We start from the raw sequence: 26,383 nt of genomic DNA, 5'->3' as shown, positions 1-26,383 counted from the left end.
TAGATGGACCGAACCCGGTTCCTCCTTTACTGGTCGATGGCTGCTGCTGGATTCAAGAAGCCAGACCCGTAGTACGCCTTGTCGTACTCGTCAACTGTCTCAGCAGTACTCTCTAACGTCGTGCGCACTTGGTACGCGGTGAAATCAGGATTCTGGCTCTTCACGAGCGCAGCTGCCCCCACCACCTGTGGACACGCCATCGACGTTCCAGCAAGCCAATCGTAGCCATAGGTGGCCCCCGTATAGGTACCATCGTCAGCGTACTCGGGTACTGCGATGGTGTTGAAAACGAGGTCAAGCCACCAGTCGACACCTGTACCGATAGCCGCGAGATCGGCGTCTCCGCCGGGCGCAGCAATGTTGATGGCGTTAGTCCCATAATTGGTGTAGAACGCCGGACTATAGGTCTCCTCTTCGAGCCCCGTGTCCCCCCAACGGTAGCCAACTGGTCCGGTGGCGCTGACGGACATGACGTTCGCTGCCTCGTTGGGAAGACTGACTGCGGAGATGCACTCCTCCGTGCCGTCGTCGTCGAAGTCGCCGCAAATACGCCCGTCACGCTGGAGGTCAGCGCTGTCGTTACCTGCAGCTGCGATGAGCAACGTCCCCTGATTGTTGGCATAGGTCGTGACTCGGTTGAGTGCCTCGCCGTAGAATTGACCATATCCCTCGCGCGAGACTGGGTACGCCCCGATGCTCATGTTGGCGGCGTCGGCATCGATGCGGACGCTGTAGACGATAGCCGCAAGAATATCTGCGAACGAGGCCAGTTCACCCGGTGAGAACACTCGGCAGTCGACAACATCTGTCGCAGGCGCAGTACCGACGGCGCCTTCATCGTTCTGGTCGTTTGCGGCGATAATACCGGCGACGTGGGTGCCGTGGTACCCACCGTATGGACCACCAGCACCATAGTCGTCGTCAGTAAAGTTCCGAGACAGGTCCGTGTTCACTGCATGCTCAAGGTCAGGATGACCAGCGGCGACCCCTGTGTCGATAATGGTTACGCGAGTCCCTTCCCCACGAGTAACCTCGTGTGCTTCTGGGATATTCTGGGCCTGCTTATCCCACTGATATGTGTATCCTGGCTCGGACGTTGCCCCGGCTGTGAGAGGCGTCTGGTCACTGAGGGGACGGTTCAGTGAGTATCTACTATCCGGAGCGTACTGCGCGTTTAGCGACTCGAGTTCGGACTCAGTCGCCTCTACGACCAGGAGGTCGATTTCGCTCAGGTCGTGTACGACAGTCAGGTCAGCTGCTGTAACCCTTTCTCGTTGAGTTGTTCTAGTATCAACAATGAACCGGTCAGTTGCTGTTGCTGCAATGACCGTACTTCCCACCGCAACTCCACCCAGTAGACTGCCACTCACCTTGAGGAACGTACGCCGTGGTTTATCTGACATACAGCGAAGTCTATTAGTAACTCTGCTATTATTATTATCAGTATGTTACTTTCGCAGTGACTGAAATTATAGTTTATGAGGATGGGAAAGAGTGGCAAGGATACCTCGTCGAGAGGGGTGTACCCAATTCTGTCTACTCCGATCGTGTAGGGCTCATGTTTGGCTTTTTTCAATCAAATATCAAATTGAACCTACATAAGCACTCCAACGTGTCTCCACTGATGGTGAGCCATTCGCTCGGCATCGCCGGGGCGAGATGTGGCGAGGTTTCCGCGGAACAGCCTCTCCAACACACAGTATCGATAGCGGAGGAAGCGTTCGAGCGATACGATACGTTCAGCGACTACTACCAACCGTCGATGGATGTTGCCGTATAAATGCGTCTCGGCGCTCTGCTGGCAGACGGCGGCTCTAAACGAAGAGCAGCGCGGACTACGATTGTCGCTGGCACCGACAATCGCAGCGGAATCGGAGATACCGTTCGACCACTTCAAACAGCGGGTCTCACCGGAGAACGACTACCGATATCAGAGCATCGATTTACAGGAGGCGACCTCCGTCGGACTCCTGTGGGAAATGACGTGAACGCGACTTCCGAGGATAATTCGTGTTCGGTACGATCCTGATGCCGAGTTCCGAGCCTCGGCGGCCAATGCGCCGCGAACCGCCTCGGGGTCAAGCCCGGGGCACTCGGCTTGCTCCGCCTGTAGATTTCCCTATGACGGTCCAGACCCCGCTCGACGATGAACCGGAACATCCGTTCGCGAACCTCGGCGGGGACCGTCTCCTCGAAGTCGTCAACGTCCAGTTGATCTGGTTGGCTCACCATCTTCCCCTCATTTCGGTCGCCGCTGGAAGAGACGTTTCGCGCTCGTTCCTCGAGGAAGTCGATGTGCTCCATGTCAGTAGGGTAGAGGAAGACATCTATCTTCTGTAGGCGAGAGAATCGCGGCCTTCAGGCCGGGCGTGACTCGCCGCACGACTGAGTTACGTGGTCTGTGGTCGTACCGGATGCTGACCGACGAAAAACAAGCAAGATACCGCCGAGTCAACAGGGCAGAACCGTGACCCCACTGCCGGATAGGAGTAACGGCGGCGTGGCCCCGCCAGCATCCCGTCGGTATGCAAACGTACATCCCCAAATCAGCGGGGAGACTCGTGGGAAGCTCCGTCGTAACCGACGGAGAGGAGGTCACTCCTGCGTAACACCCCCAGCAGATAGTGTAGGCCGTTCTCACGTGAGTAACCGAGAAAGTGGTGTCGACGACGGCGTCTCAGAGGTACTGACAAGGGCCGCGACGCCGTATCGGATGTATGACCACGTGGGATGAACGGTTTCGCACCGGTGCGTATCCATCAGAACTGGACCCATCGCCGGTACTTCGAGAATACGTCGACGAGCCGACGACCGGAAGAGCGCTCGATGTCGCCTGTGGCACGGGACGCAACGCGATCTTTCTCGCCAAACAGGGGTGTGAAGTCGACGCTCTCGACCAATCCGTCGAGGGCCTCCGAATCACTCGGCAAAATGCAGCGGAGCGAGGTGTCGGTGACCGCATTAATCTGATCCAGGCCGACGCAACGCAATTCGAGTATCCGGAGAATCGCTACGACGTCGTGACTATCAGTTTTTTCCGAACTCTCGATCGGCTGAGCGACCTCAAGGACGCTCTGAAACCGGGCGGGCTATTGTTCTATCAGCACCACCTCCGTTCAGAGCCGCCAGCAGAGGTCGGTCCGAGTACGGACCGGTATCGGTTTCGCTCGAACGAACTTCTCCGCGCCTGTCTCGATCTAACAATTCTGTACTACGAGGAGTCGAGCGAGCAACGCGAGGGGAAACTATCAGCGACCGTCGAAATCGTCGCTCGTAAGAGTCACGGCGGAACTCAATCGTATCCAGAGACGCATTGGACTACCACCGACGATCAACAGATCCGATAGATGGTGAACCGCCTCGGGTCACCCTGAGGCACTCGCCCTATTCTCCCTGGAGAACCGATACGTCGTAAGTGAAACGCGTCTTACTCGAGCCTCGGCAGGCACCCGCATCGAGCGAGCCCCGGCGAGTTCGTAATTTCGCGATGTAAGGTCGCGGTCAGCGCAAATTGTCGTCGGTACCTGGATTCGGAGAGGAAAATAAGCGTGTGAACCCGACGCCGGTAGTTGTATCAGCTACCGGTGATGGGAGGAAGCCGTATCGGACGGAGGATATGTATTCAGCAGGTACTGCTATTCCACCAGCCGCGTTCCGAAAGGCCAGCTACCCCGTTTCCCGTTCCTCAATCGAAGCCACTGAGTAACGTCACGAGCCACTGGGCAGGGTCGCCGCGTCGGCGGACGTCCACTCGGTCGATCCACTTCACCCATTGAAATCCTCGGCGGCCGGGCGCCACGAGACGCATCGGTGCACCGTGGCCGTGGCTAAGCGGCTCATCACCGACGTGCGTCGCGAGAAGCGCCTGCCGTGCCTCTTCGATCGGCAGTGACCAGCGGTAGCCGGTTACCGACACGAACCGGACGAATCGCGCCTCGTCGCGGACCTCGGCTGCGTCGAGCAAGTCGCCAACACGAATCCCACGCCACCGTTGAACGGTGTACCAGCCGCTCGTGCAGTCCAAGAGCGCTTCTGCTTCGTTACCGTGTTCTAACGTGACGTATGCGTACTCGAGGGGCGTCTCGACGTCGCCGCGGACCGTCAGCGTCCAATCGGATCGGTCGACTGGATCGGGGTCGTCTGCAACCCACGAGGTGACCGGAAACCCCTGGTTGCCGTGTCCGTGTCGCGGCTGAGACCCCGTGAACCGCCGGTCAGCGCCGTGTGTGTCGAGGATTCGATTCGCACGTTCCTGCCCCCAGTAGGTTACTGCACCACCGAGCAGTAGTGCCGTGTACCTGAGCGTCGTCCGGCGACGGTCGAAGTCACGTCGACTCGGGAGACGAAAGCGGGTCGTGAGGTGCCACACCATCAACGGAACGAGTACGAGCCCGAATCCGACATGAACACTCAGGAGCGTCCAGTAGTAGAGCCGGACGTCCAGTCCGAACACCCAAGCAATTCCCGTTGTGAGCGCCCCCACTGCCGCAGTTATGGTTAGTATCGATAGGAGTGTAGAAGCTTGCCACTGCTCGCTTTGGATGAGCCGATATCGGACCCGAGCGAGTTTGAAACATAACAGTCCGATGAGAGCCAATCCGGCGATCCGGTGGGCCCAGAATACCGGCCACCCTCGTGGTGTTGCGAGAGTAAACGAAGCGACCCCCGATACGGCTTCGAACATGACGATTCCGAAAATCGACCAATCGACGAGTCGAGGTGGCGGCTTGAGAGCAGTGAGGCCATTTCGAACGAGAGCCATCGGCCTGTAACTCATGTCGTATGCTATGGATTTGCATAGCAAGAAGTATTGCGTCTCTTCACACCCATATTGAACGATTCGCAGGCGTATAGTACAAGATATAAGCTATACCAGGTGCTCTGTGACCCTCAAACTATTCAGGGCTGTATCTGCCGCGATCGTACTCGAGGTCGTTCCATACACCCCGATACCAACCAGGACCGGATCAACGTCTGCAGAAGCCAGCGCGGTAGCACAGGTCCATCGGGGATCGTGGAAGCAGAGATAGCCTCATCCGGCGGAGCGATCGTTCAGAAACGTTGGACGGGCTTTCCCGTCTCCGTGCGAGGACTGCGACGGGCGGCTACATCGGCGGCGTCTCGGGGACGATACCGAGTTGGGTGAGGGTGGTGAGCTGATCGTAGTACCACCACGCCTCCGTCGCCTTCGTGCCGTCCATCGCGTGAATCGTGACTCCCTCGAACTCAACTTTCTCGTTCGTCGGCTCACCGTTGAACGGGGGAAGTGGCCCCTCGTGTGTGCCCCGGGCGAGGTATCTGGTAACGACCGTGTCGTCTTCGACGATGGTGTCCAGGATCTCGACCTCGAAGTCCGGAAAGGTATCCCGAAGGTCCGTGATCCACTCTTTGAACGCTTCTCGTCCCTCGTAGTCCTCGCCGTGAGCGACGTTGTGCATCACCATGTCTTCCGCATAGACTTCGTCGACATAGTCGATATCACCTCGGTTGAAAATCCGTTCGTTCGTCTCTTCGACCTGTGATTTCAGTTCGTCGGGCGAATCCATTGATCGACACCTGGACGTCAATAGGTCGTTTCGCTGTGGTATTGTAATGACGTCGCTATCCCGACTCGCAGTTGGTAAGCGAGATATAACGAGCAGACACCGGCCGCACGCCGTATCCCTCCTCGAGAGCTAACAGCCCGCGCAGTCCGAAGGCTGACGAACGACAGAGACAAACGAATCCGAATAGGCCGTCACTTCTGCCAGCCCCAGCGTGAACCTCGTCGAACAGACCGTTTCTTTCCTAGCTGCCTCCACACTCCTTGCCAGCCCCTCAGGTTGAATGGAGCAGATGACCGACAGAGGTGCAACCGCTCCGACGCCGAACAGGCGGTCATTGAGGAAACGATCGAGGGGGCGTACTTCGAGAACGACGACGCGTTCCGGTCGGTGGTCGACCGTATCCGAGAGCACGAGTGGGAATCCGTGGCCGATTCCTACGTGACGTGGCTCCTCGAGTACGCGGATGTCGAGTATTTCACCGACGCTCAGTCGGAAGCGACGCTGGATGCTTCGTGACGCAACTGTCGGTATCGAATACCGGCCCGTCGATCTAGGTTCGCGTCGTGAGGTGGTCCACGACATATCTTGCGTCACGATCGACGCCGGTGAAAAGCGAGGAGGTCATCGAATAGAGAAAGAATAGGCCGACGAAGTAGAGTCCGGGTGCGTCGGGAACGACACCGCGATCGTGAACGGGCTCTTTGGGCTGGTTCTGACCGTCGAAGACCGGGAGGTCGATCCAGGAGAAGTCGGGCCGAAAGCCCGTACACCAGACGACGTTCGCGACGTCCAAGACCCGATCAGCGCCGACCACGGGCTGGCCGTTCCGAACCGCGGTCGTCCGGGCCACGCGGTCGATTCCCGTCACGGACAGGTCCTCCGGCTTGGCCCGGACGAGCGGACCGCCCCGGGAGAGGACTTTCGGCCGAAGCCGCCGTCCGATGGGCGTGCCCGTCGTAAGTATCCGGTGGAAGAGCACACGCATGACGAACGGCCCCCCGAGATGTCTGCCGAACCAGGAGTCGATGTGGAACGGAACGTGACCGACGTCCGAACCCGACACCCACGTCTGGTGGCTATCGGCGACCTCGAGGGCAATTTCCGCCCCCGAGTTCCCCGCCCCGACGACGAGGACACCGCCGTCCTGGAGCTGCTCGGGGTTGCGATAGTCGTTTGCGTGTACCTGGACGATGTCGTCGGCGAGTTCGTCGGCGAAGTCGGGCACGACCGGGACCTGGTAGCTCGACATCGCTACCACGACGTTCGCGGCTTCGATCCGGCGGTCGTCCGCAGTGATTCGGTACCTATCGCCGTCTCGTTCGAGCTTCCTGACGCGGACGCCGAAGTCGACGGGAAGGTCGAACCGGTCAGCGTACGTCTCGAGATAGTCGGCGACCTCGTCTTTCCCGGGGAAGTGATACGGCGACGTCGGGTACGCCATTCCTGGCAGACTGCTATAGCGAGCGGGCGTGAACACGCGGAGCGAGTCCCATCGATTCCGCCACACGTCGCCGATCCGTTCGCCGGCGTCGAGAATGACGAAGTCCTGCTCGTGCTGTCGAAGGTAGTACCCGGTCACGAGACCGGCCTGACCGCCGCCGATGACGACGGTGTCGTAACACTCGGTCATAGTCTCGGCCCTCACCTGAACGGAGGCCCGCTGGGACCGTCGTGATGTCGCGTGCAGAATTTCACGTCGTGAAACCGCGCGATGCAATTACGGCGTCCGGAACGTGTCGACGATGGAGGGGTCAACCGGCGTCGCCTCCGCTTTCACCTCCTCGAAGGTCGAGACGGCCCAATCGCGGGCTTCGGGTGCGTCGGTATCGACGACGGCCACCAGTGCGCCGGTCTCGGGATCGTGACAGCAGATGCCAGCCCGGTCGTCGACGATCCCGAGGCCACACCGGTCGCTGCCGGGGAGGTGATCGTGAACGAAGACGCTCGCGTGGTCGCAGGCGGTGACTTCGCGTATCCGTTCGGGATCCCAGGCGAACGTCCCTCGGAGCGATTCAGGCGTGAACACGTACTCGAACGTCATTCCGTCGAGGACCGCCCCGCAGGCCGTCTCGAGGTTGGACGATTTGTACACGATGCGGTCGAAGCCGCGCATCGTCGACGTCGATTCGATGAGGTGGCTGAGCCGTTCGACGGGTTCATAGGGATACGCTGGCCCCGGGTAGGAGACCACCGCATCGGTGAACAAGTCGACGCTGAATCCGGGCATGTCGAGCGGCAGCCACCGCCAAACGTCCCGGAGCTTCGCCTCGGTCTCCATCGCGTCGCGAAGCGCGAGAAACCGATCAGCGACGAACTCACCGAGGGGCGTCAACGCATAGACCGCGCCGTCCCGCTCTACCCACCGGCGGTCTAGAAAATCACCGAGGATGCGCCCGACGGTGGGGGAGGAGGCGCCGGTCGCCTCGCGAAGGCTCCCTCGGTCGGTCGGTCCGTCGTGTAGCGATTCGAGAACACCGACCCGGTGGGGCGATCGGGCCACGAACTCGATGGTTTCGATCCCGGGTGCCATGTGCTAGCTAGGGTGGCAACCAGCTTAGTCCTTCTACAGAGAGCGGCGGTCGAGTTGGTGGACGGACCGTTTGAGCGAACGAGAAGAAACTGGTAGTAGCGCGCTGCCATAGCATCGGGTTCGGAAGCCTCGAGCATCTGTTCTCCGTCGACCTGACTCAGGCAGACATCACGTCGTCTCGGTGCTCGTGCCGTTTCAAATTGAGGACGGCAGGGTTGCCTGCATCCCGGACACGAACCGCCGGAAATCTCGTTCTGTCGGTGGTGCTCGAGGGGAAAATCAGGGCGATTCCGTCCGACTCTCATCGAATTCTTGGACATGGAACGCACGCTACGTACAGACGCGCACTGGACAGCATCTCTAGATCTAAAATTGCGATCGGATATCGGTCAAGCTCAGCGAGGTAACTACCGGTTCGAACTTGATACCCATGCAATAGACGGGTATCTGACTATTCGTGTTGCGTTCTAAACAGGAATGATGGCACACGATGAGTCCGTATCTCGACGGCGAATGCTCAAGCTAACAGGTGTCGCGACGTCGACGGCGTTAGTCGCTGGCTGCGGTGGCGGCGGCGGTAACGGCAACGGCGGCAACGGCGGCAACGGCGGCAACGGCGGTAACGGTGGTGCCGGCGGCGTGGAGATCGAACCCGGCACGCAGATCGAGTTCGACGGGCAGACATCCGGCTGGCTCGGGATCGCACCCGACTCGATCGCGGACGCGGAGAACCCGACGCTCATCCTCCAGGAGGGAGAAACCTACGAGATCGGCTGGACGACCGGCGACGGCGCCCGGCACAACATCGAAATCCGCGGCGAAAACGACGAGGTCGTCGACGACCTCGCGACGGAAGTCGTCACCGAACCCGAAGACCAGTGGCTCGAGTTCGAGGCCAGCAGCGAGATGACCACGTACATCTGCCAGGTCCACCCGACGACGATGGTTGGCGATATTCAGGTCGGAGGCGGCGGCGGTGGCGGCGGAAACGAGACCGGCGGAAACGAGACCGGCGGAAACGAGACTGGCAATCAGACCGGCGGGAACATGACCGGCTAACGACCGCTATTTCGACAGATTTTGGCGGTTGTCGCGGTGAAGGTGCAACAGGAGAACCGTTTATCGCGTTCGCCTCCGTGCGAGTGGAACCCGTTACTCCCGACGGCGAGGCCGTGATACCAGTTGCCGGTGAGCGCTGTGGTACTGGATCGCCGGTGCCGTCAACAGGGCCGGGGCAGGCTATGACGACACGAGACGATGGTGGCAGCGGGTTGCCATTGTGCCCCGGCGGAAGGCGTACGTCGTCAACAGCTATGGCTATAGTACTTACAAAGACAGGGCCGTTTCCCAACCTCCCTGAAATCGGGCGGCGATGACCCGACGTGTCGCTTTCTGTCGAAACGACTCTCGTGACGTGGTGTCCAACTCGGTCGCGTCGACGACAGTCCGTGCATGAGCGATACGTACATCACCTGTACGTACCGAATCGAGTGTCCTCGAGTCGCAGTTTCGACGCTACAGAACACGAACGATCGGACAGTCCACAGACAGACCAGTCGCTGTCCAAGTGAAAACGGCCTCGAGGACCGGTTCTCGGACACGACGATACGTACTGATGTGAACTGAACGATGATTCCACGAGTGACTTCGAAGAAATGAGCGTGCTCCTATCGCTGTTGCCGGAAGGATTCCTCCGTATGACGATAGTAGCATACCCAAACGTCCGCAGACGATGACCTCGCCGAGGAGCACCGTAAGTACTGGATGCAGAGCCATCCGGAATACATTCAGCAGGAATCCAATAGCGACTGTGGTTACGGAGACGAGTACCGCCACGACGAGGATGCGTCCGATCCAATCGATCAGATCACGTTGAACGGTGTGAATCTTTCAAAAGGGAACGATAGTGAATAAATATCTCGTTTCTCACTGGCTGCTGGTCGCTCCGTAGGAGGAACACTGCTCTCGGTTGCCCGTCCAACTCTCCCGCAATTCGCAGCCACTAGCTTCATCGCAGTGCATGCTACGGAGGGGAAAAGAAGCCTCGGGAGTGGACCTGCCGTTCCCCAGTAATAGCCATCTTCGTCGGAGTCGCTTCCGAGCGGACTTCCGATGGTGGCGTCACCGATGCCCACCTTCATACTCATTCCCGAAAGGTCGGCGTCGCCGTGGACGGTGCAGTACACGTCGTACACGCCGCTTTCCTCGAACGTGTGCGTCGTCTCCTCACCACCGTCGACATCGCTGTCTTTGGTCCAGTTATCCGAGGCTGCTGTGACTGTATGGCGGGTCTCGTCCTCGTTCGTCCAGGTGACCGTTGAGCCTGCGTCAGCGTGGATATTCCGCGGATCGAACTGGGAATCGCTCATCACGACATCGGCGGTTTCTTCGACGGCCGAATTGCCACTGCCCGCACACCCCGTCACTACCAGCGTCGACGTGCTCCCTACGGTCGCAAGGAATGTTCGACGCTTCATACGAGTAAGATAGCTGGCGCTTGCAATAGCTATTCGGAGCTATCCATTTACCCGACTGTCACGGTCGGTGCCTGTACGTACCGCAAACTGGATGTCCGCGAGGATACAGGGTTCGCGGACACAGGGGTACGAGAGTGACCGTTAGGAGTGGCGCACCGTCTCTGCACCGCACTCTTCACAGATGGCAACGAGGGCATCGCGGTCAGCGGTCGGTTCGATGCGGACCGGCCGGCGCTCGCCACAGTCGGGACACGTCCGGAGAATGTCCGCATCGTCGGCGTCGGCGGGTGCGCCGAGTGCGAGCGCCACGACCCGCTCGTCAGTTTCGTTGCGGCCGAGTTGCCATTCGCCGGGCGCAAAACGGATCGCGCCCTCCGCGCTGACGGTCACGTCGCCGTCCTCCGTTTCGAACGTTGCCGTCCCCTCGAGCACGTAGAAGAGTTCTTCCTGATTGGGGTGGCGGTGATACCCGAATCCGAAGCTCTCGCCGGGCTCGAGCACGTAGTGGTTCACTGCGAGGTGCTCGGCTCCGAGTGCGTTCGAGAGCGAACGTTTGCTCCGTGCCGGACTCATCCACCGATCGACCTCGTCGAGGGTCACCTGCTCCATACGCAGCGATCGTTCAGTGGAGATAAATAAACTGTCGGCTGGGAATCGACGAAGTGTATCGGTGAAATGCCTCGGGGTCAAGCCCCGTGGCATTCGCCTCGACCGCTTGTAAATGTCCGTCTTCGTCGAATCGTTCTCGAAGATGGGATTCGTAGACAGGGTTCCGTCGTTTCGAAGATTCGTCACTCGCAGTTTCGACTCGAGAACGTCCGTCCGAAAATCGGAATCTACAACCGTTGTGAGTGGCGACCCGAAACCCTCGTGAACGTGATCGGCGGCATCGTTCTCGTCGTCTCCCTCTCAACCAGCGCGAGTGCTAATTGCTATCGGTCTCGAGAGAGGCACGGTTGACATCCTCCTCCGCGTTCACGCGGAGGAATCCTGAGCGGTGGAGATTTCAGGTGTGCAGTTCCACCGACCCCCGACACGGTGGGAATCCGTGCGGGGGTCACGGACTGTGGCGGGTGGGACTGCTGGGAGTGCCAAGCCCCCGGTACTCCTATCCTCGGCCGTGTTCGACCCTCGTGGTTGGTTGTGCCCGGCGAGGCTCGAGTGGGCTTCGACAGACTCGGAGTTACTTCCGTGGTGCTTCCAGCAGTCAACTCCGCGTCACCCCTGTGAGGGATGGGCGGTCATCGACTGGTTCCGATTATTGTCTGATTGCTTGGGGCGGCCAGGCCGCCATCGTCGGACTGGCGGGAATCACTCTATTCCCTGCCTGATTCCTCCGCTCTCAGAGGGTTGCTTCCCACTTCAATGTATGGAAAAGAAATCTCGGACTGGTCATCGAAGCGTGGATTCCGCCCGAGTTGTCGAATTCATCCCGCGCCTAAACGCGCGGATATTCTCCTCGTATCTCTATAATCCGCAGTCGAAGGCGCGGTCGAAAACCCATGGGAGGAGGCGAACGCCGGGTTCAAAGACGGATGACGAACAGTGGGAGACGGGAAGAAAGCGGGGAAAGTGGTGGATTGGTGGGGAGACTGGTGTGCAGGTGGGTGGGTAGGTGTGCGATGTTGGGTCACTGTCGCGCGTCGCATGTCACGCGACAACCGTGTGTTTCGGATCGAGTGATATCAACGCCACCCCGATTCCCAATCAGTTGGAATCGGGTGCCGACGAATCGACGGAGTCGCACCTCACGAGCCTTCAACGATTTAGCCAGCGTCGCGCAGCGGGCCGCGCGACGACTGCGTATTTCGACGTAGACGATATCAACCCCGTCCAGTATCTCTGCCGGTTGGAATCAGATACCAACGGTATCATCACGGTCCTGTCTGCGAGTATTCGAATCGCGTTCGCGGCTGTGAATGCCGCCGACCGACCGAGATTGGCGTCCGTCGGGGAGGTACCACCGGGAACCGGAGCAGGAGACGGACGATGTCTGATACGGTCTGCTGTACCGATGTACCGGTGCACCCACAGGACGGTCGCGGTTGCACCGGCAATGACTTACAGTAGTCCGTATGAGACGTATCGGAACGCGAGACGGTCAGACGACACCGAATCCGGGATTACCGAAATACCCATAATGATCAATCCCTCATCCCCGGCAGTATGGCAGATTATGCCGAAGAGCGCTGTGCCAACTGTAGTGGCAAACGGATCGTGCGGACCGACGGGTCCGTGTGGTGTCCCAACTGCGCCTTATTCGATCCGCGACAACGAGCGGCGTAAGAGCAGTCCTCCAGTGGAAACGCGGGGAGGTCGTCGGGCGAAATCGAGTCGTCAGATTCGGAGGGGTCTCCAGCGACGCCTCGCACTCGAGTCCTGGCAGAAGAGGGGTACTACCGATAGCCCCCGACAGGTGGCGTAGTATTCGACGAGCGCTTCACCGAGCGGACTCACAGTCCGAGTCCGCTCGAGAAGGCGAACACTCAAAAGGACGATCACGGCGGCGAGGGCGCGGACGGACACTCTCCCGAACTGGCCGGGTTGGCCGTTCAGAATTCGTAATGTGCAATCTCCTGTGATCCACAGGTGGAACACGTGTCGACGTCCGGCGAGAGCTTTTTGCCGCAGTTTCGACACTCGTGAAGCGCCGTGATGCGAGCTGACCCCGTTCTGCAGGTTCTCTTTCGCAGTACTTTGAATGCACCCATCGGTCACTCCCTCCGTGTGTATCTTACGGGCGCGTAGTTATTAGAATTATTAATAAGTATATTGAATCTCCTGTTGCTGGTTCAGTTCGCACGGCTTGAAGATCGGCCATCAGTCAGTCTCGGCCGATGGAACGACTCCCGCAGAAGCGGCGGAAGTGGTGGTTTCGATAGTCGGCCGTGGTCTTTGGTCGGTCGAACGACGGGCCCTCGAGGTGGGCCACTTCCGTCGTGGTAGACGTGGCGAACTCGAGATGGGACCGTCGAGTCCGCCGTCGGGCCTCTCGGTGGCATCGCCCTCGGAATCGTCATCTATTCGACGAGCGCTCTACCGACGGATCCAGCCGGTCGAGCCGGGTCGAGAGCCGTACTCCAAAAACGCGGGAACTTGTAGCGCCGTCAGAACACGCCTCGCAGAAGCACCAGTAGAACTCCGGAGAGGATTATGAGGCTGAGGAAGCCGGCGAAGACGAGCGCTGCTTGCCGGCCGGTAAGCGATTCTCCGTCGAGGAACTCGTCCGAGACCATGCCCGATGGTCTCGAGCGGTTCGCTTAAACGTATTGGTCAGCGGACGTGGTCCGCGTCGCAGGGGTCGCTACCGATCCACGACGTGAAGACGTCGGCGCTTCGAGTAGAGCGTCTGCGGCACGTCGCAGGTACGGCCGTCGTTCGAGCCAGAGCGTACTCCTGAGCAGTGGATGTCTTTGCGGGACTCGTGTACGGGTGCGCAATGCTATTCGTTGAGGTGGCCCCGGTACCCCTTCGGCTCGAAGCCACGCCGGCAGATCACGCGCTTGCGGCCGACCGTAATTGCGCTGATCTGGTTGTCGTCCTCCATCCGATCGATGACGGCCTCGAGTCGGTCTTGTGACCACTCGGTTTCGTCACGGATCGTGGTTTGATCGACCCGTCCGCCGCGTTTGACAAGTAGCCTGAGAATTTTATCTTCGTCGGGTAGTTCGCGTTCGTCGACACCGTATTCGATCTGTTCTGCATAGCTTAACGTTTCGTCCTCGTCGTCAACATCCTGGTCCTCGGTCGACGATGTCGCAGACTCGTTCGATGTGGATTCGTCAGTCGAACTGCTCCAGAAAGACGAGAGGCGCGCCCAGAGTGCACTGAATACCATTCGTGTATCACGCTCCGTTGGAACTACCACAGCTTGAACGCCCACCTACCTTGATTTTGTGATCCATATATTATACACTTAGTTTCCCTTGGTTACGTTGCGACTATTTTGACGGTTCCGCCGGCGATTAGAACCGTCCTTGCAGGTCGCAAGTTAGTTATCACTTTCGGCGACCGACAGGCTCGCAGACTGACGCGATCGCGAACGGTCGGCCCGACGCCCCCTCGGTCTGTAATCGACAGGGGCCACCGCCTTCCGTCGATCGGGTTCACCGAGGCCGCTCGCGAGCGTTCGAGCGGCGACGACCGGGGGTCGCGATCGACGCGTCTGATACCGAACGTATCGTTCGGTGCATGCTGTCCGATCGTCACGGCCGTCATCTGCCGGTCGCCCCGACGAATTCCCGGTAGGTTTCCGCGAGCGAGTCGAGCGCTTCGTGGTGGTTCGTCGAATGGGGGGCCGTCAACGGCGAAACGCTGATGCGACCTTCGACGATAGCCCGGCGGTCGGTGCCGACCGGGTCGGGAATCGAATCCGGATCCATATCGTCCCAGACCCGATCGTGGAGCGAGACGTGGCCGCCATCGCGTTCGGCGTCCATATCGTAGCGTTTCGAGGGACGCGTGATCTCGATAGGCGCGGGTTCGCTGTCCGGTAGCGGCACGTTGACGTTGAGATACGCGGCGTGATCGAACACGCCAGCCTCGAGTGCGCGATCCGCGAGGTAGGTCGTCACCCGGGTCGCTTCGGTGTAGTCGTCGGCCGTCACGTCGACCGCTGTGAACGGCGTGTCGTCGACCGGCACGTACAACGACGTCGCGATCGAAGGGACATCGAAGAACGCCGCTTCGACGGCGGCACTGATCGTTCCGGACCGGCCGAGGACGTACTCGCCGAGGTTTGCACCCCTGTTACAGCCGGCGACGACGAGGTCCGGAAAGGGGCCGAGTTCGGCGAGGCCGGCAACGACGCAGTCCGCGGGTGTCCCGTAGACTGCGTAGCCCAGTTCGTGGTCGTCGACTTCGACCTCGTGCGAGAGCGATCGACCACTTGCGCTTCGATCTCCGGCGGGGGCGACGACGGTCACGTTGGCGTATTCGGAGAGGGCATCGTACAGCGCCCTGATACCGGTGCTTCCGATCCCGTCGTCGTTGGTCAACAGGATCTCGAGGTCGTCGCTCATATCACGTCGGTCGAACGGCAATGCGAAAAGCCCACCGTTTTTGTCAGTCTGCGGTTCGAGGCGGTCCAGTCGACCATCGCCTCGTTGATCAGGCGATCCGGTCGACTATCGTTTCCTCGTCGACGACCAGGTTGTAGGCTTCCTCGTCGTCGTTCCAGAGTGCCAGGGCACCTTCGAACGAGCAGACCTCGCCGTAATCGGCCTCGAGTAGCGGCCGGTTCAGCGAGGTCTCGTTCGTGAGAACGGCGTAGTGTTCGAGTGCCTCGCTCCCGTCGCTGATCTTGAACAGCGGGTTCGATCTGCCGCGGGTGGCGTCACGACCGCGGCCGTCGGTTCCGCTCAGTGACCGGCTGAGTTTGGCCGCGACGAGATCGATCCGATTGGGGACGTGGTGGCCCATCTCGGCCATCTTCGCCCACTTGGCCGTCTCGAGCGCCATATCGATCCGGCGTCGGCCATCGAGTCGGAGCAGCGAGTAGGAAAACTGAACGTCCACGTTGACGAATTCGCCGGGCGCGTGGTCCTCGTCGGCCGATGCGGCGTCATCGAGTCGCCGCTGGAACCTCGGGACGTCCACGTCCGGCCGAACGTCGAACGACCAGCCGCGGTCCGAGGGGGTTTCACCGGGCCAGAGCCTAACCGTGGGGCCGTAGACGGTCACCGCGCCGAGACGGTGGGTGGCCGACCCGTCGACGGTATCGCAGTCGACGTCAACACCGCTCTCCGCGGGGTCCCAGATCCGTTCGCCCTCGAGTTCGCGTTCCACCGCTCGCAGCCCGATACTGGTGTTCTTGTCGGCGGGTGACATCGCCAGCAGCGTCCCATCCGGCGCGAGCGTCTCGAGGACGGACCGCGTGACCGCCACAGGATCGTCGAGTTCGCTCAGGACGTTACAGGCGAGGACGAGGTCGAAGCCGTCGTCGGGCGCCGCGGGATCGAATCCATCGCCCGACCCGTCAGCGCCGCCGACGGTCGCGCTCGGATCGAACGCTTCCGCCGTCGTCCGGTGAATCGTCGCGTGGACGTTTCGACTCGTCGACGCGAACATGTCTTCGAGGACGTCCGCCGCGGCGCTCGGTTCGATCGCGTGGTACTCGAGCAAGGCGTCGTCCGGCAAGTAGTCACAGAGTCCGAGTGCGGGGCCGCCGATGCCCGCACCGACGTCCAGCACCCGGAGGTTCCGACCCAGCAGACTCCGATCGGCGAGGTCGTCGAGCGCGTACTGGACCGCCGCGTAGTAACCCGGCAGGTGGTAAATCGCGTATCCTGCCGCGACGTCTTCGTCGTACTCGACCGCGCGGCCGTCGAGGTAGTCGGCCTTGAACCGGCGGATCGTCGACCGCAGCAGGTCCCCGGACGCCCCATCGTACCAGTTCGGCCCATAGCGGTCGACCAGCACCTCCTCGAGCTGACGTTCGTATTCGGCAGGGACGCGCGTCACTGGTTCTCGACGGGGCCGAACCGGGGCGTCGCCGACCGGAACGAAGGTGCCGTCCTCGCGCTCGATGATGCCGAGGGCGGCCGCGTCCTCTCGGAGGTGTTGTCGGACGACAGCCGGGTGGGGGGTCCCCTCGACGTATTCACAGATCTCGTCAGGATCGATCGGCCGGACATTTCGCAGGTATTTCGCGTTCGATCGGATGGCCTCACGTTGGTCGGTCACCCGTCACCACCGCGGCCACCGCCGCGTCTGCCGGCGTCTGATTCACCGTTGATCTCGTCTGCCTCGCCATCGTTCCCGTCGTGCCATCGAGTGGCCGCCTCTCGGTACAGCGACTCGAGTTCGTCCGAGTCAGCGTCGGCGATCGCAGCGGCGGCGTCGGCGACCGCGCCCGCTCCGTCGAACGTGTCCTGAATGTCGGCGTAGACGCGCGGCGTTCCCGCGGTCACCTGCCGGGCGAGTCGCCGAAGGTCCTCGTATATTGGCGTTTCGAATCCGTCCGGAACCGTTTCCGCGGCGAGTGCGAACGAGAGGACCGCCGCGTGGGTCGCCGCCTGGACGGTCCCCATGGCCCGATCGTGGTCCGCCGCCGTCGTCTCGAGTAAGACGTTCCCGCGCCCTTCGAGGGCGGCGAGGACCTCGTCGGTCGCCGGACCCGATCGGTCGCGAACGACGGCAATCGAGCCGGGGGCGCGAGCGGGCGCAAAGAGGGGGTGCAGACTCACACGTTCCAGGTCGGGAGCGTGATTTGCCATCGCCACGAGCGCGGGCTCCATCACGCCCGAGACGTCGACGACCGCCTGCCGTGCTCGTCCCGCCTGCTGGCGGATCGACTCGGTGACGTGTGTCATCGGCACGGCGAGACAGACGACGTCGTACGTCTCATCGCCCTTGAGGGCGGCGACCTCGCCGCCGACCGCCTCGGCCGCGGCGGTCGCGGTGGCCTCGTCGACGTCGGCGAATGCGATCCGGGCGTCTACCGCTTCCCCGAACCACGTTCCCATCGACCCCGCGCCGACGATCAGTACTTCCATCGGCCGACTCTACCTTCCGACGTTGCAAAAGCCGTTCGATCGATCGGCTCGCGTGAGTGTTCGAGATGTACGGAGAACGCAGTCACCCGTTCGGTCAGGCGAACGGGCCTCCCGATCGGGAGACCACTCGAGGTGCGACGCGGATCGGACACCGATTGACGACGGTGCCGGGAGGTTGCGGCAAGATTTGGTATCTAACGGAAATAATTATATGAGATGAGTGGGAGGGCGTAAACATGCTCGATTTACGACGAGACCTGTCGGCGAGGGGGACAAGAGGCGCTTCTCGGGAAGGGGGGACGACTCGCGGCGCCGAACCGCGATACAACGGGTTCTGACCGAGAAGACCACACATGCACGGTATACTATTCAAGGGATTGAAAGATTTCGTCGTCGAGACGTACGACCGAGCGACCTGGCGACAACTCCAGGAAGCCGCCGGAGTCGGAGGGAGACGGTACGTCCCAGTTTCCGCGTACCCAGACGAAGAACTGGTCGCGCTCGTCGAAGTCGCCGTCGATCACACCGGCATCGAACAGTCGGAACTCCTCCGAACGTTCGGTCGCTACGTCGTCCCAACGCTCGTGGATATGTACGGCATCTTCATCGACGACGCGTGGACCGGGCTGGACCTCATCGAAAACGTCGAAGGTGCGATCCACCACGTACTCCGAAACAGCGACTCCCTCAAGTACGAGCCGCCGGAGATTTCGGCGACGCGGGTCGACACGGACATCGTCCTCGTCACGTACGGATCGCGACGGGGCCTCTGTGCGGTCGCGTTGGGACTGCTCGAAGGAATCGGCGACTACTACGACGAACCGCTCGAGGTCTTCGAGCACCGCTGTCGCCACGAGGGCGCATCGTCGTGCGAACTCGTCGCCGTTGGCGACGGTACGAATCCGTTGCAGGCGAACAGGCTGGTCCACGATCACCTCGAGGCGACGTGAGGGCGTCTGCGGGTCTCGAAAACGTTACACTGGCCCACGGATAGACGGTCGTCCACCGTTTGGCACGGGTACTTTCCCGTTCGCGTTCGAACCACGACCATGATCCGAATCGGAATCGTCGGCGCGGGAGCGGCGGCCGCAGCGGCAACCTATGCGCTCGAGATCGCAGCGACCGAGACGGAACTCACGGTTCTCGAGAAATCGCGTGGACTCTCCGGGCGGGCCGCGACCAGGCGTCGCGACGGTGTCGTCTACGATTACGGGGCGAACTACGTCAAATCCGACGACGAGCAGGTCACAGCGCTACTGACGGAGACGCTCGACACAGACGGATTGGTCGACGTCACCGAACCGGTCTGGACGTTCGACAGCGCCGGCGATATTTCGGAGGGAGACGGCCGCGACGACCACAAGTGGACGTACCGTCGCGGACTGACCCAGATCGCGAAGCGACTGTTCGCTCGCACCGACGCGACCGTCCACCGCGAGACGCGGGTTACGGGCCTGCTCAGGGAGCCGGAAACCGAACGCTGGCGACTCGAGGACGACGATGGACGGTCGTGGGGTCCGTTTGACCGTCTCCTTCTGAACCCGCCGGCACCGCAGACCGCCGAATTGCTCCGGTCGGCCGACTGGAAGTCAGAAACTCGCGACTCGCTCGCGGCTGCCGCGGAGCGGGTCCCCTACCGCACGATCTGGAGCGGAATCTTCCACTACCCGTTCGCGCTCGAGCGGCCGTACTACGCCCTCGTCAACACGGACAGGGACCACGAGGTTGGTTGGGTCAGCCGTGAAGAATGTAAGCCCGGACACGTCCCAGACGGCGAGTCGCTGCTAGTCGTCCAGGCCAACCCCGAGTGGTCGGCCGACCACTACGACGAACCGGCGACGGCGAACGAGAAGCGCCTCGCGAAACTGACCGCCGATCTGCTGGACGACCGGCGACTACGCGACCCCGACTGGACCGATCACCAGGGCTGGCGGTACGCGTTACCCGACGACGGCGTCGACGGCGACCCCGTCCGGCGCGCCGAACGTGAGGGGCTGTACTGTCTCGGCGACTGGGTTGCCGGTCAGGCACGCGTCCACGCGGCGCTCCGCAACGGCCTCGAGGTCGGCCGGCGTGTCGTCGGTCCGCTAGCCGGGTAGTGAGACTAGCAGAGTAGATAGCCTGGTGGCGATCACGAGGAAACGGGCGTGGAGTAGCGATCACGAGAGATGGGGGGCTGCAGTAGCGCAATCGACGGGCGGCTGTAAGCTAACAGGCCGAGGCGGTTCACAGCGACGCGGTAACCTCGTTGAGCACGTTGGTATCGACGAACAGGACGACGTGATCCCCGAGTTCGACGACAGTCTCGCCCCGCGGCGTGATCAGTTCTTCGTCTCGGGTGATCGCCCCGATGACGATTCCGCTCGGGAGTTGGGCCATCACGTCGTCGATCCGACGCTCGAACAATAGACTGTCGCGGTCGACCTCGATCTCGAGGACCTCCGCGCGGTCGGACTCGAGCATGGCGACGTTTTCGGTCTGTTGCTCGCGAGTGAAGCGAGTGATCTCCTCGGCGGTCACGAGCCGCGGATTGACCCCGACGTCGATCCCGACCGTCTCGAAGAGATCGACGTACTCGCCGGCCTCGACGACACCGATAGTGCGCTCGGCGCCGATCTGCTTGGCGAGCAACGAAACGAGCAGGTTCTTCTCGTCGCTCTCGAGGGTGGCGACGACGAGATCTGACTCGTCCACGTGCTCTCGAACGAGAAAGTCGATGTCCGTGGCATCGCTCTGCAAGACCAGCGTCTCCGGCAGCATCTCGGCTAACTTGCGCGCTCGTTCGGGATCGCGTTCGACGAGACGTAGTTTGAGCCGCTCTTCTTCGAAGAGACGGGCCGTCTGGTAACCGATCTCACCACCGCCGACGATGACGATCTCGTTGACGTCCTCGAGAGACGGTTCCGGCGTTAGAGAGTCCGCGAACGCGCGGACGCTCTCCTCGGATCCGATCACGACGACGGCGTCACCTTCATCGATAACCGTATCGCCCGTCGGGACGATGACGTCGTCACCGCGCAAGAGGGCGGCGAACGTCAGCGACGCGTAGCGGTCGGCCTCCGAGACCGTTTCGCCGGCGATCGGGCTCCCCGTCGCGACCTCGAACTCGGCCATACTGACGAGTCCCCTGGCGAATGTATCGACGTCGTGGGCGCCGGGCAAGCCCGCGATACGGACGATCGTCTCTGCGGTCTGGAGATTCGTACAGACCATGAAATCGACGCCGAACGCCCCCGACGAGTGTTCCCAGGTCCGCAGGAGGTTCGTCTTCTTTACCCGAGCGATCGTAAACGGCGTGCCGACGGCTTTGGCCGCGCCGCAGATGACGACGTTCGTCTCGTCGACGTCGGTACTCGCGATGACCAGGCCGGCGTTCTCGATTCCGGCCTGCTCGAGCGTCTCGATCGACGTCCCGTCGCCTTCGATTGCCAGTACGTCGTGAGAGTAGGTGATCGACTCCACCTTCTCGGGGTTGGTGTCGATCACGACGACGTCGTGTTCGTCGTCCAGGCTCTCGGCGATATTCGAGCCGACCTGTCCAGCGCCGACGACGATCACGCGCACCGGCGTCTCACCCGCGAATGTCGCGAACTCGAGTCGGCGAAGATTCGACCCATACTAGCGTGGAGTACTCCGAGCGGTAAGTCGGTTAGCCATGAGTCGCACCCCGCAGGCACCGCAGGAGTTCTCGTTCGTCCGCTCACCGATCACGACTGTGGTTCGGGAGTGTTATCGACGCGATTGTCGTGAAATGGTGACGAGGGAGGGCACTCGAGCGGAGAACCGTGCTCCTGTCGAGGGCGTTTCGTCAGCCGTCATCGGCTACGGCATTTCGTGAACCGTCAACTCGACTTCGCGCGGACGGCCCTCGATGTCTGCGACCAGCCGTTGTACGACCTGCTCGGCCTCGGTGAGGAGTTTCGGCTCGACTTTTTTGACGACCCAGTCCAGGGAGACGAACCGCGGCAGCGAAATCGCGTTTTTATTCGCCGAGTGCGGATCGTAACGGGCCTCGAAGTAGATCCGACTGGCCGTTTCTTCGGTCGGCGGTGCCGACTCCGGTTCCGGTTCGACTCGCCACTCCCCGTGGGCGTCGATGTCCCTGACGAGTCGCCATTCGAGCGACTCCGGCGCGGACACGTCGATCACCTTCGAGCGAGCGGTGTAGCTGAGTTTCCACCAGGAAAGTTCGAGGTCGTACACGGAGCCAACTGTGCCGTTTCCACGAACCCGAACGTCCGTCAGGTGATCCGTATATCGCGTATAGTCGGCAAAGGATCGCACGTAGGGAAAGACCTCCTCGGGCGACCGATGGGCGAGCGTGCTGAGAAGAATTCTGTCCACGGCCGTCGTAGGGCGGGTTCGAACGTAAGGATTACTCTCCGGCCGATCGCCATCGACTCGGGTCCGGATCGACGGCGCATACCGTCACGTGGGGAATCGTCGATGCTACTCGAACGGGCCAGCACACACCCTCGAGCGTCGGGCCGCCGACTCGATGCGATTCGCTATCGGCAGGTGGTGGGTCGCGAGGCTGGAGAGCAAGCCCGTCTCGCGACGTAAGACACGCAATAGAACACCAGTCCATCAGTAGATGTACAAGACGAACACGACGAGCGCGATGCCGCCGACAATGCTTATACTGACGGCGACGATCACTGCGAGGGCCACGTTGAACTGCAGGAGGAGTATCACGAGGAGAAGAGAGACGTAGTGAAGGAACGCGATGACCAGCCCGAGTTTGAGCCACTTCCGTCGACTCGAGACGTCTCCGTTCGGTTCGTCCATACGGCCGAACTCGGAATCCGACCGTTTAGCGATTGGGACTGTTCGCGTCGATCGATCGGCCCGATTGCTGATTACTGTCCACCGTGGTCCGGAATGATCGCCGACCCCATCGTCCCGAGGATCGAAGTGCAATACCCTGCCGTCGTCTCGGAATCTCGCGGGACCGCGTAGTCACCGGTCGGTCTGGCGACTGTTCTTCGAAACTTTTACAACCAATATTGATCTTGTACAATTCAGATTGAGTATGGCCACGGCATCCGATACCGTTCACGGGCGAATCGAATACGCACAGACGCATCTCACTCCGGCGCAATTGGCCGCCGGCTTCCTTCTGGTCGCCGCACTGGGCTTTACGCTCCTGTTCGTACAGGAACCACTGGTCCACGACTCGCTGCACAATTTCCGACACGCTGCTGGCATCACCTGTCACTGAACATGCTCGCCGAGTACCTCACGCGAGGAGTGAAAGCGGGGCTCGTCGCCGGTCTCGTGTTCGGCCTGTTCATGGCGATCGTCGCCAACCCGCTCGTCGCCTACGCCGACGAGCTGAATCACGCCGCCACAGAAGACGGACTCGACACCAGCCACAGCTCCGAACAGAACGCTGAACACGGTCACGGGCACGATACTCACGACGGCAGCGGGGAAGCGAACCACCAGAATACCGCCGTTTCGATGGGAGTAAACAAGACGGTGAGCGTCGTCTCCGGTGGCCTGTGGGCCGTCCTGCTCGGCGGAATCGTGTTCGGCATCGGGTTCTATTTCCTCGAGCCGGCGATACCGGGTACCGGAGCGACCAAGAGCTACGTGCTGGGGATCGCCGGTTTCGTCACCACCTCAGGTGCACCGTGGCTTGTGCTTCCGCCGGTATCACCGGGTGCCCAGCAGTCGTTACCGACAGAGACCCGTCTCCTGCTGTACGGCGGGATGATCGTGGCCGGCGGTCTCACCTGTCTGCTCGCTGGCGGCGTCTACAATCGATTGCGCGAATCGAACGGCGGTACAATCGCCGCCGTCGGCGCAGCGGTCCCGTTCGCGCTGCTCGCGATTCCGACCGTCCTGGCGCCGACGAACGCCGTGGAGGGCGCGCTGTCACCGGACCTGCGGGCCGGTCTGACCGGGCTGTTCGTGTTCGGACAGGTACTGGTGTGGCTGGTGCTCGCGACGACACACGCGCAATTCCGATCGGCGGACGACTCGAGCGCCGAGTTCGCGACCTCGAATCCCGATTCGGCCGTCGTGGGGGACTGACGTGGCCCGAATCGAGCTGGTCCGCGAAACCGAGCTCACCGGTACCGAACTGGGCTGTACGCGCGGCCGGGACGCCGGGTACTACCCACCGACCGGTCCGCGGCCGCCAAATACGGACGACCGATCCAACGATCCTCGAGAGCGGAGAGGTGCGAGCGGTTTTTGCACGGCGACAGCGGCCAGTTTTCGGGCGCGTTGTGAGCAGTTGCGAGGTGTAAATCGAGCCTGCCGAGCGAGACGTCGAGATATACACCGTAGAAGGCTACGAACGGCGGGAAGAAATTGATTGAGCCGAATAACCCCCTCGACCGTCGTCAGTCCGAGCCGCTGCTCTCCGAAGCCTACGGTGTCGAAGACGGCGACGTTCAGGTGGTTTCGACGCCGTCCACGGGATCGCCTTCGTGATCGCTATCAGTCCCGTGCGTTTCCAGAACGTCGATTTCGAATTCCACGCGTTCACCGGCGAGTTCGTGATTGAAATCGATAGTCACCTCGTCGCCGGAGACGTCGGATATCCAGCCGACGTCACCTGATTTGCTCTCGACGAATTCGTCGACTTCGGCGACCGTATCGCTACGATCCTCGAGTTCGTCTCGAGGGACCGTTACGATCGCGTTTTTATCTACCGTTCCGTAGGCCGCTTCGGGTTCGAGGACGAACGTTTTCGTTTCGCCTTCGGTCATACCCAGGATTGCGTCGTCGATTCCTGGGAGGACGTGGCCCTCCCCGACGCGGAACTCGAGTGGTTTGAAATCACGGTGATCGTGATAGATGCCTTCCTCGAGCGCAATGTCGACGTCGGTCGTCTCGAACACGTGTCCCGACTCTGGGCCATCAATCAGACGACCGGTCAGGTGGACGATTGCAATCTGGCCTGGTCTGATCATGGTCACTCCTCGATGGTGCAGGAAACAGCATGGGGCATGTATGCATTGTTTCCGTACCCCTTCTGATTCCACGGATACGTATCGTCCGCGATAGAGCGGAGTTGTTCGTCGGGGGCGGAAATCGTCGCAGGCTGGGTGTACCCGCGTTCGTCGGTGGCTCGCGAGACGAGCGTGTGATCACCCGAAGACGGATTCTCCCAGACGTAGCGGAACTGCCGCCAGCCAGAGGCGCCGTCGACCGGACCGAAGAATTCGGCTTCGCCCCACGAGTCGCCACCGTCCGTGGAAACTTCGACTGTCTGGACAGCGTCGTCTCCGGCCCACGCGACGCCGATGACTTCAACCGTTCCAGCAGGTGACGGGGATACCGTCTGTCCATCCCCTGGATACCCGATCAATGATTTCTCTACTTGATCGTACATGTAGGCGTTGTTGATCGCGTCGGTCTGTTCCATCTGTTCGCGTGTGTCGTAGACAGGAATATCCTCGTAGTGTTCTGCACCCGAATCTTCTTCGGGGATGATACGATATGAGTACTGTTGCCAGTGGGTATACGTCCGCTGTCCGTCTTCTGGCGCACCTTCTTCTTCCCACTCGTTGCCGATGACCATCGTCTCCATAACGTGCATCCGGTTGAGCCACTTGACGTTGTTGCAGCCGAACCAGCCGGGCACGAGCAATCGCACCGGGAATCCGTGATCGGGGGAGACCGGCGAGCCATTCATATTGTACGCCAACAGGGTGTCGTCCATCACTTTCTCCATCGGAATCGACCGACAGAAAACGTCTTCACCCTCCGGATGTTCGCCACCCATCACGGTGAGGAAGGACCCGTCACTCGTCTCTGCCCCGTACTCATCGAGGATTTCGGAGACCGGGGTTCCTGTCCAGACGGTGTTCCCGACTGCACCGAAACTCCACTGATTTCCGCCGACCTGCGGGTCGAAGTACGACCGCCCGTTGCCGGCACACTGCATCGTGTGGGTAACCGACTCCGTGCCGAACGAGTGTTTTATCTCCTCCATCGAGAGATCGATTTCGCTGTCGACGAGGCCTGTCAACGAAACGGTCCACTCGGACTCTTCGATGTCGGGAGTCGGGTAGTGGTTTCTAATGTAGTGTTCTTCACGCGGGGTGATGTAATCCGCGTACGTCGCTCTGGCAGCGGCCTCCCCGTTTTCGGGTTCCGGCGAGAGAATTCGCAGCCCTGGATACCGTTCTGCGAGCGGGGGTTGCGAATCGCCGTTCCCGTTGCCATCGCCGTTTCCGCTTCCGTCGCCATTTCCGTTGCCGTCGGAATTCGCTCCACAGCCGGCGAGAACGCCGACTCCGGCCATGGACCCCGTTGCCATCAGGAAGCGTCGTCGTTCGATGAATCGATCGCGTAGCGAACATCGGTCAGAACTGT

General features: G+C 61.1%; 25 protein-coding genes and 1 pseudogene. 9 read left to right on the top strand and 17 right to left on the bottom strand.

Annotation, left to right across the window (positions count from 1 at the left end):
- Positions 1–26 precede the first annotated feature (26 nt).
- Positions 27–1,403, bottom strand: a complete 1,377-nt coding sequence (locus tag NJU76_RS11025) for a S8 family serine peptidase (RefSeq protein WP_254528467.1) — start codon at positions 1,401–1,403, stop codon at positions 27–29.
- A 363-nt stretch (positions 1,404–1,766) separates the two neighbouring features.
- Here NJU76_RS11025 and NJU76_RS11020 point away from each other — a divergent pair, with 363 nt between their 5' ends.
- From NJU76_RS11020 to NJU76_RS11010, 3 genes are all read left to right on the top strand, one after another.
- Entirely contained in the window at positions 1,767–1,988 is a 222-nt protein-coding gene (locus tag NJU76_RS11020) for a hypothetical protein (RefSeq protein WP_254528465.1), read from the top strand.
- A 133-nt stretch (positions 1,989–2,121) separates the two neighbouring features.
- The gene (locus NJU76_RS11015) at positions 2,122–2,340 is read left to right on the top strand and encodes a hypothetical protein (protein ID WP_254528463.1); all 219 of its coding nucleotides are present in this window, start codon (positions 2,122–2,124) and stop codon (positions 2,338–2,340) included.
- Between the two features lie 377 nt (positions 2,341–2,717).
- Positions 2,718–3,347 carry a class I SAM-dependent methyltransferase gene (locus NJU76_RS11010; protein ID WP_254528461.1) on the top strand — a complete coding sequence of 210 codons (630 nt, stop codon included), beginning with the start codon at positions 2,718–2,720 and terminating at the stop codon, positions 3,345–3,347.
- Positions 3,348–3,685: 338 nt separating this feature from the next.
- On the opposite strand, the gene NJU76_RS11005 is transcribed toward NJU76_RS11010, so the two are convergent.
- Both NJU76_RS11005 and NJU76_RS11000 read right to left on the bottom strand, forming a co-directional pair.
- The gene (locus NJU76_RS11005) at positions 3,686–4,777 is read right to left on the bottom strand and encodes a molybdopterin-dependent oxidoreductase (RefSeq protein ID WP_345781928.1); all 1,092 of its coding nucleotides are present in this window, start codon (positions 4,775–4,777) and stop codon (positions 3,686–3,688) included.
- 328 nt (positions 4,778–5,105) lie between these two features.
- Positions 5,106–5,546 (bottom strand): ester cyclase, encoded by a 441-nt coding sequence (locus NJU76_RS11000; RefSeq protein WP_254528457.1) that lies wholly within the window; start codon positions 5,544–5,546, stop codon positions 5,106–5,108.
- A 312-nt stretch (positions 5,547–5,858) separates the two neighbouring features.
- Here NJU76_RS11000 and NJU76_RS10995 point away from each other — a divergent pair.
- Positions 5,859–6,062, top strand: a pseudogene (locus NJU76_RS10995) (hypothetical protein); the annotation flags it as partial.
- Positions 6,063–6,096: 34 nt separating this feature from the next.
- Here NJU76_RS10995 and NJU76_RS10990 read toward each other — a convergent pair.
- Both NJU76_RS10990 and NJU76_RS10985 read right to left on the bottom strand, forming a co-directional pair.
- Positions 6,097–7,176, bottom strand: coding sequence for a flavin-containing monooxygenase (locus NJU76_RS10990; protein ID WP_254528453.1), 1,080 nt, complete (start codon positions 7,174–7,176; stop codon positions 6,097–6,099).
- Positions 7,177–7,263: 87 nt separating this feature from the next.
- Positions 7,264–8,076, bottom strand: coding sequence for a helix-turn-helix transcriptional regulator (locus NJU76_RS10985; protein WP_254528451.1), 813 nt, complete (start codon positions 8,074–8,076; stop codon positions 7,264–7,266).
- A 513-nt stretch (positions 8,077–8,589) separates the two neighbouring features.
- Here NJU76_RS10985 and NJU76_RS10980 point away from each other — a divergent pair.
- Positions 8,590–9,135: a hypothetical protein gene (locus NJU76_RS10980; protein ID WP_254528449.1), complete on the top strand. Its 546-nt coding sequence runs from the start codon at positions 8,590–8,592 to the stop codon at positions 9,133–9,135.
- An 803-nt stretch (positions 9,136–9,938) separates the two neighbouring features.
- Here the strand turns inward: NJU76_RS10980 and NJU76_RS10975 are convergent.
- From NJU76_RS10975 to NJU76_RS10950, 7 genes are all read right to left on the bottom strand, one after another.
- Positions 9,939–10,553, bottom strand: a complete 615-nt coding sequence (locus NJU76_RS10975) for a cupredoxin domain-containing protein (protein WP_256566003.1) — start codon at positions 10,551–10,553, stop codon at positions 9,939–9,941.
- Positions 10,554–10,694: 141 nt separating this feature from the next.
- The gene (locus NJU76_RS10970) at positions 10,695–11,162 is read right to left on the bottom strand and encodes a cupin domain-containing protein (protein WP_254528445.1); all 468 of its coding nucleotides are present in this window, start codon (positions 11,160–11,162) and stop codon (positions 10,695–10,697) included.
- A gap of 2,498 nt (positions 11,163–13,660) precedes the next feature.
- Positions 13,661–13,789 carry a hypothetical protein gene (locus tag NJU76_RS26550; RefSeq protein ID WP_256566002.1) on the bottom strand — a complete coding sequence of 43 codons (129 nt, stop codon included), beginning with the start codon at positions 13,787–13,789 and terminating at the stop codon, positions 13,661–13,663.
- Between the two features lie 206 nt (positions 13,790–13,995).
- A complete protein-coding gene (locus NJU76_RS10965) occupies positions 13,996–14,391 on the bottom strand; it encodes a helix-turn-helix transcriptional regulator (protein WP_254528443.1) in 396 nt (131 codons plus the stop codon).
- Between the two features lie 376 nt (positions 14,392–14,767).
- Positions 14,768–15,574, bottom strand: coding sequence for a 5'/3'-nucleotidase SurE (gene surE, locus NJU76_RS10960; protein WP_254528441.1), 807 nt, complete (start codon positions 15,572–15,574; stop codon positions 14,768–14,770).
- Positions 15,575–15,662: 88 nt separating this feature from the next.
- Complete coding sequence (locus NJU76_RS10955) at positions 15,663–17,237, bottom strand: small ribosomal subunit Rsm22 family protein (RefSeq protein WP_254528438.1); 1,575 nt, start codon at positions 17,235–17,237, stop codon at positions 15,663–15,665.
- On the bottom strand, positions 17,234–18,049 hold the full coding sequence (locus NJU76_RS10950; protein WP_254528437.1) for a prephenate dehydrogenase/arogenate dehydrogenase family protein: 816 nt from the start codon (positions 18,047–18,049) through the stop codon (positions 17,234–17,236). The genes NJU76_RS10955 and NJU76_RS10950 overlap by 4 nt, the downstream gene beginning before the upstream one ends.
- Positions 18,050–18,402: 353 nt before the next feature.
- On the opposite strand from NJU76_RS10950, the gene NJU76_RS10945 reads away from it, so the two are divergent.
- Entirely contained in the window at positions 18,403–18,999 is a 597-nt protein-coding gene (locus NJU76_RS10945) for a heme NO-binding domain-containing protein (RefSeq protein ID WP_254528435.1), read from the top strand.
- 99 nt (positions 19,000–19,098) lie between these two features.
- Positions 19,099–20,148, top strand: a complete 1,050-nt coding sequence (locus NJU76_RS10940; protein WP_254528433.1) for an NAD(P)/FAD-dependent oxidoreductase — start codon at positions 19,099–19,101, stop codon at positions 20,146–20,148.
- Positions 20,149–20,275: 127 nt separating this feature from the next.
- Here the strand turns inward: NJU76_RS10940 and trkA are convergent, their stop codons facing one another.
- The 3 genes from trkA to NJU76_RS10925 all read right to left on the bottom strand — a co-directional run bounded on the left by trkA (position 20,276) and on the right by NJU76_RS10925 (position 22,837).
- Positions 20,276–21,613 carry a Trk system potassium transporter TrkA gene (trkA, locus tag NJU76_RS10935; protein ID WP_254528432.1) on the bottom strand — a complete coding sequence of 446 codons (1,338 nt, stop codon included), beginning with the start codon at positions 21,611–21,613 and terminating at the stop codon, positions 20,276–20,278.
- Positions 21,614–21,871: 258 nt separating this feature from the next.
- Positions 21,872–22,393 carry an SRPBCC family protein gene (locus NJU76_RS10930; RefSeq protein ID WP_254528431.1) on the bottom strand — a complete coding sequence of 174 codons (522 nt, stop codon included), beginning with the start codon at positions 22,391–22,393 and terminating at the stop codon, positions 21,872–21,874.
- Positions 22,394–22,636: 243 nt separating this feature from the next.
- On the bottom strand, positions 22,637–22,837 hold the full coding sequence (locus NJU76_RS10925; RefSeq protein ID WP_254528430.1) for a hypothetical protein: 201 nt from the start codon (positions 22,835–22,837) through the stop codon (positions 22,637–22,639).
- A 244-nt stretch (positions 22,838–23,081) separates the two neighbouring features.
- Between NJU76_RS10925 and NJU76_RS10920 the strand changes: the two genes are divergently transcribed.
- Together NJU76_RS10920 and NJU76_RS10915 are read left to right on the top strand one after the other, a co-directional pair.
- Positions 23,082–23,270 carry a CbtB domain-containing protein gene (locus NJU76_RS10920; protein WP_254528429.1) on the top strand — a complete coding sequence of 63 codons (189 nt, stop codon included), beginning with the start codon at positions 23,082–23,084 and terminating at the stop codon, positions 23,268–23,270.
- 2 nt (positions 23,271–23,272) lie between these two features.
- Positions 23,273–24,088: a CbtA family protein gene (locus tag NJU76_RS10915; RefSeq protein WP_254528428.1), complete on the top strand. Its 816-nt coding sequence runs from the start codon at positions 23,273–23,275 to the stop codon at positions 24,086–24,088.
- Positions 24,089–24,453: 365 nt separating this feature from the next.
- On the opposite strand, the gene NJU76_RS10910 is transcribed toward NJU76_RS10915, so the two are convergent.
- Entirely contained in the window at positions 24,454–24,975 is a 522-nt protein-coding gene (locus NJU76_RS10910) for an FKBP-type peptidyl-prolyl cis-trans isomerase (protein WP_254528426.1), read from the bottom strand.
- A 2-nt stretch (positions 24,976–24,977) separates the two neighbouring features.
- Positions 24,978–26,327 carry a sulfite oxidase gene (locus tag NJU76_RS10905; RefSeq protein WP_254528424.1) on the bottom strand — a complete coding sequence of 450 codons (1,350 nt, stop codon included), beginning with the start codon at positions 26,325–26,327 and terminating at the stop codon, positions 24,978–24,980.
- Between the last annotated feature and the right edge of the window lie 56 nt (positions 26,328–26,383).

The sequence above is a fragment of the Natrinema gelatinilyticum genome (assembly GCF_024266705.1).
GTDB lineage: Archaea > Halobacteriota > Halobacteria > Halobacteriales > Natrialbaceae > Natrinema > Natrinema gelatinilyticum.
The sequence above is the reverse complement of the archived record's forward strand: the minus strand, read 5'-3'. Positions and strand labels throughout refer to the sequence as shown.

What these genes read in the sequence shown, in the direction of transcription:
- NJU76_RS10970 (WP_254528445.1), bottom strand. Translation starts at nt 11,162, where the DNA reads ATGGAGCAGGTGACCCTCGACGAGGTCGATCGGTGGATGAGTCCGGCA.
- NJU76_RS10925 (WP_254528430.1), bottom strand. Translation starts at nt 22,837, where the DNA reads ATGGACGAACCGAACGGAGACGTCTCGAGTCGACGGAAGTGGCTCAAA.
- NJU76_RS11005 (WP_345781928.1), bottom strand. Translation starts at nt 4,777, where the DNA reads ATGAGTTACAGGCCGATGGCTCTCGTTCGAAATGGCCTCACTGCTCTC.
- NJU76_RS11015 (WP_254528463.1), top strand. Translation starts at nt 2,122, where the DNA reads ATGACGGTCCAGACCCCGCTCGACGATGAACCGGAACATCCGTTCGCG.
- NJU76_RS10920 (WP_254528429.1), top strand. Translation starts at nt 23,082, where the DNA reads ATGGCCACGGCATCCGATACCGTTCACGGGCGAATCGAATACGCACAG.
- NJU76_RS10950 (WP_254528437.1), bottom strand. Translation starts at nt 18,049, where the DNA reads ATGGAAGTACTGATCGTCGGCGCGGGGTCGATGGGAACGTGGTTCGGG.
- NJU76_RS10975 (WP_256566003.1), bottom strand. Translation starts at nt 10,553, where the DNA reads ATGAAGCGTCGAACATTCCTTGCGACCGTAGGGAGCACGTCGACGCTG.
- NJU76_RS10905 (WP_254528424.1), bottom strand. Translation starts at nt 26,327, where the DNA reads ATGGCAACGGGGTCCATGGCCGGAGTCGGCGTTCTCGCCGGCTGTGGA.
- NJU76_RS10910 (WP_254528426.1), bottom strand. Translation starts at nt 24,975, where the DNA reads ATGATCAGACCAGGCCAGATTGCAATCGTCCACCTGACCGGTCGTCTG.
- NJU76_RS11020 (WP_254528465.1), top strand. Translation starts at nt 1,767, where the DNA reads ATGTTGCCGTATAAATGCGTCTCGGCGCTCTGCTGGCAGACGGCGGCT.
- NJU76_RS10945 (WP_254528435.1), top strand. Translation starts at nt 18,403, where the DNA reads ATGCACGGTATACTATTCAAGGGATTGAAAGATTTCGTCGTCGAGACG.
- NJU76_RS10980 (WP_254528449.1), top strand. Translation starts at nt 8,590, where the DNA reads ATGCTCAAGCTAACAGGTGTCGCGACGTCGACGGCGTTAGTCGCTGGC.
- NJU76_RS11010 (WP_254528461.1), top strand. Translation starts at nt 2,718, where the DNA reads ATGACCACGTGGGATGAACGGTTTCGCACCGGTGCGTATCCATCAGAA.
- NJU76_RS26550 (WP_256566002.1), bottom strand. Translation starts at nt 13,789, where the DNA reads ATGGTCTCGGACGAGTTCCTCGACGGAGAATCGCTTACCGGCCGGCAA.
- NJU76_RS10985 (WP_254528451.1), bottom strand. Translation starts at nt 8,076, where the DNA reads ATGGCACCCGGGATCGAAACCATCGAGTTCGTGGCCCGATCGCCCCAC.
- NJU76_RS10990 (WP_254528453.1), bottom strand. Translation starts at nt 7,176, where the DNA reads ATGACCGAGTGTTACGACACCGTCGTCATCGGCGGCGGTCAGGCCGGT.
- surE (WP_254528441.1), bottom strand. Translation starts at nt 15,574, where the DNA reads ATGAGCGACGACCTCGAGATCCTGTTGACCAACGACGACGGGATCGGA.
- NJU76_RS11000 (WP_254528457.1), bottom strand. Translation starts at nt 5,546, where the DNA reads ATGGATTCGCCCGACGAACTGAAATCACAGGTCGAAGAGACGAACGAA.
- NJU76_RS10915 (WP_254528428.1), top strand. Translation starts at nt 23,273, where the DNA reads ATGCTCGCCGAGTACCTCACGCGAGGAGTGAAAGCGGGGCTCGTCGCC.
- NJU76_RS10965 (WP_254528443.1), bottom strand. Translation starts at nt 14,391, where the DNA reads ATGGTATTCAGTGCACTCTGGGCGCGCCTCTCGTCTTTCTGGAGCAGT.
- NJU76_RS11025 (WP_254528467.1), bottom strand. Translation starts at nt 1,403, where the DNA reads ATGTCAGATAAACCACGGCGTACGTTCCTCAAGGTGAGTGGCAGTCTA.
- NJU76_RS10940 (WP_254528433.1), top strand. Translation starts at nt 19,099, where the DNA reads ATGATCCGAATCGGAATCGTCGGCGCGGGAGCGGCGGCCGCAGCGGCA.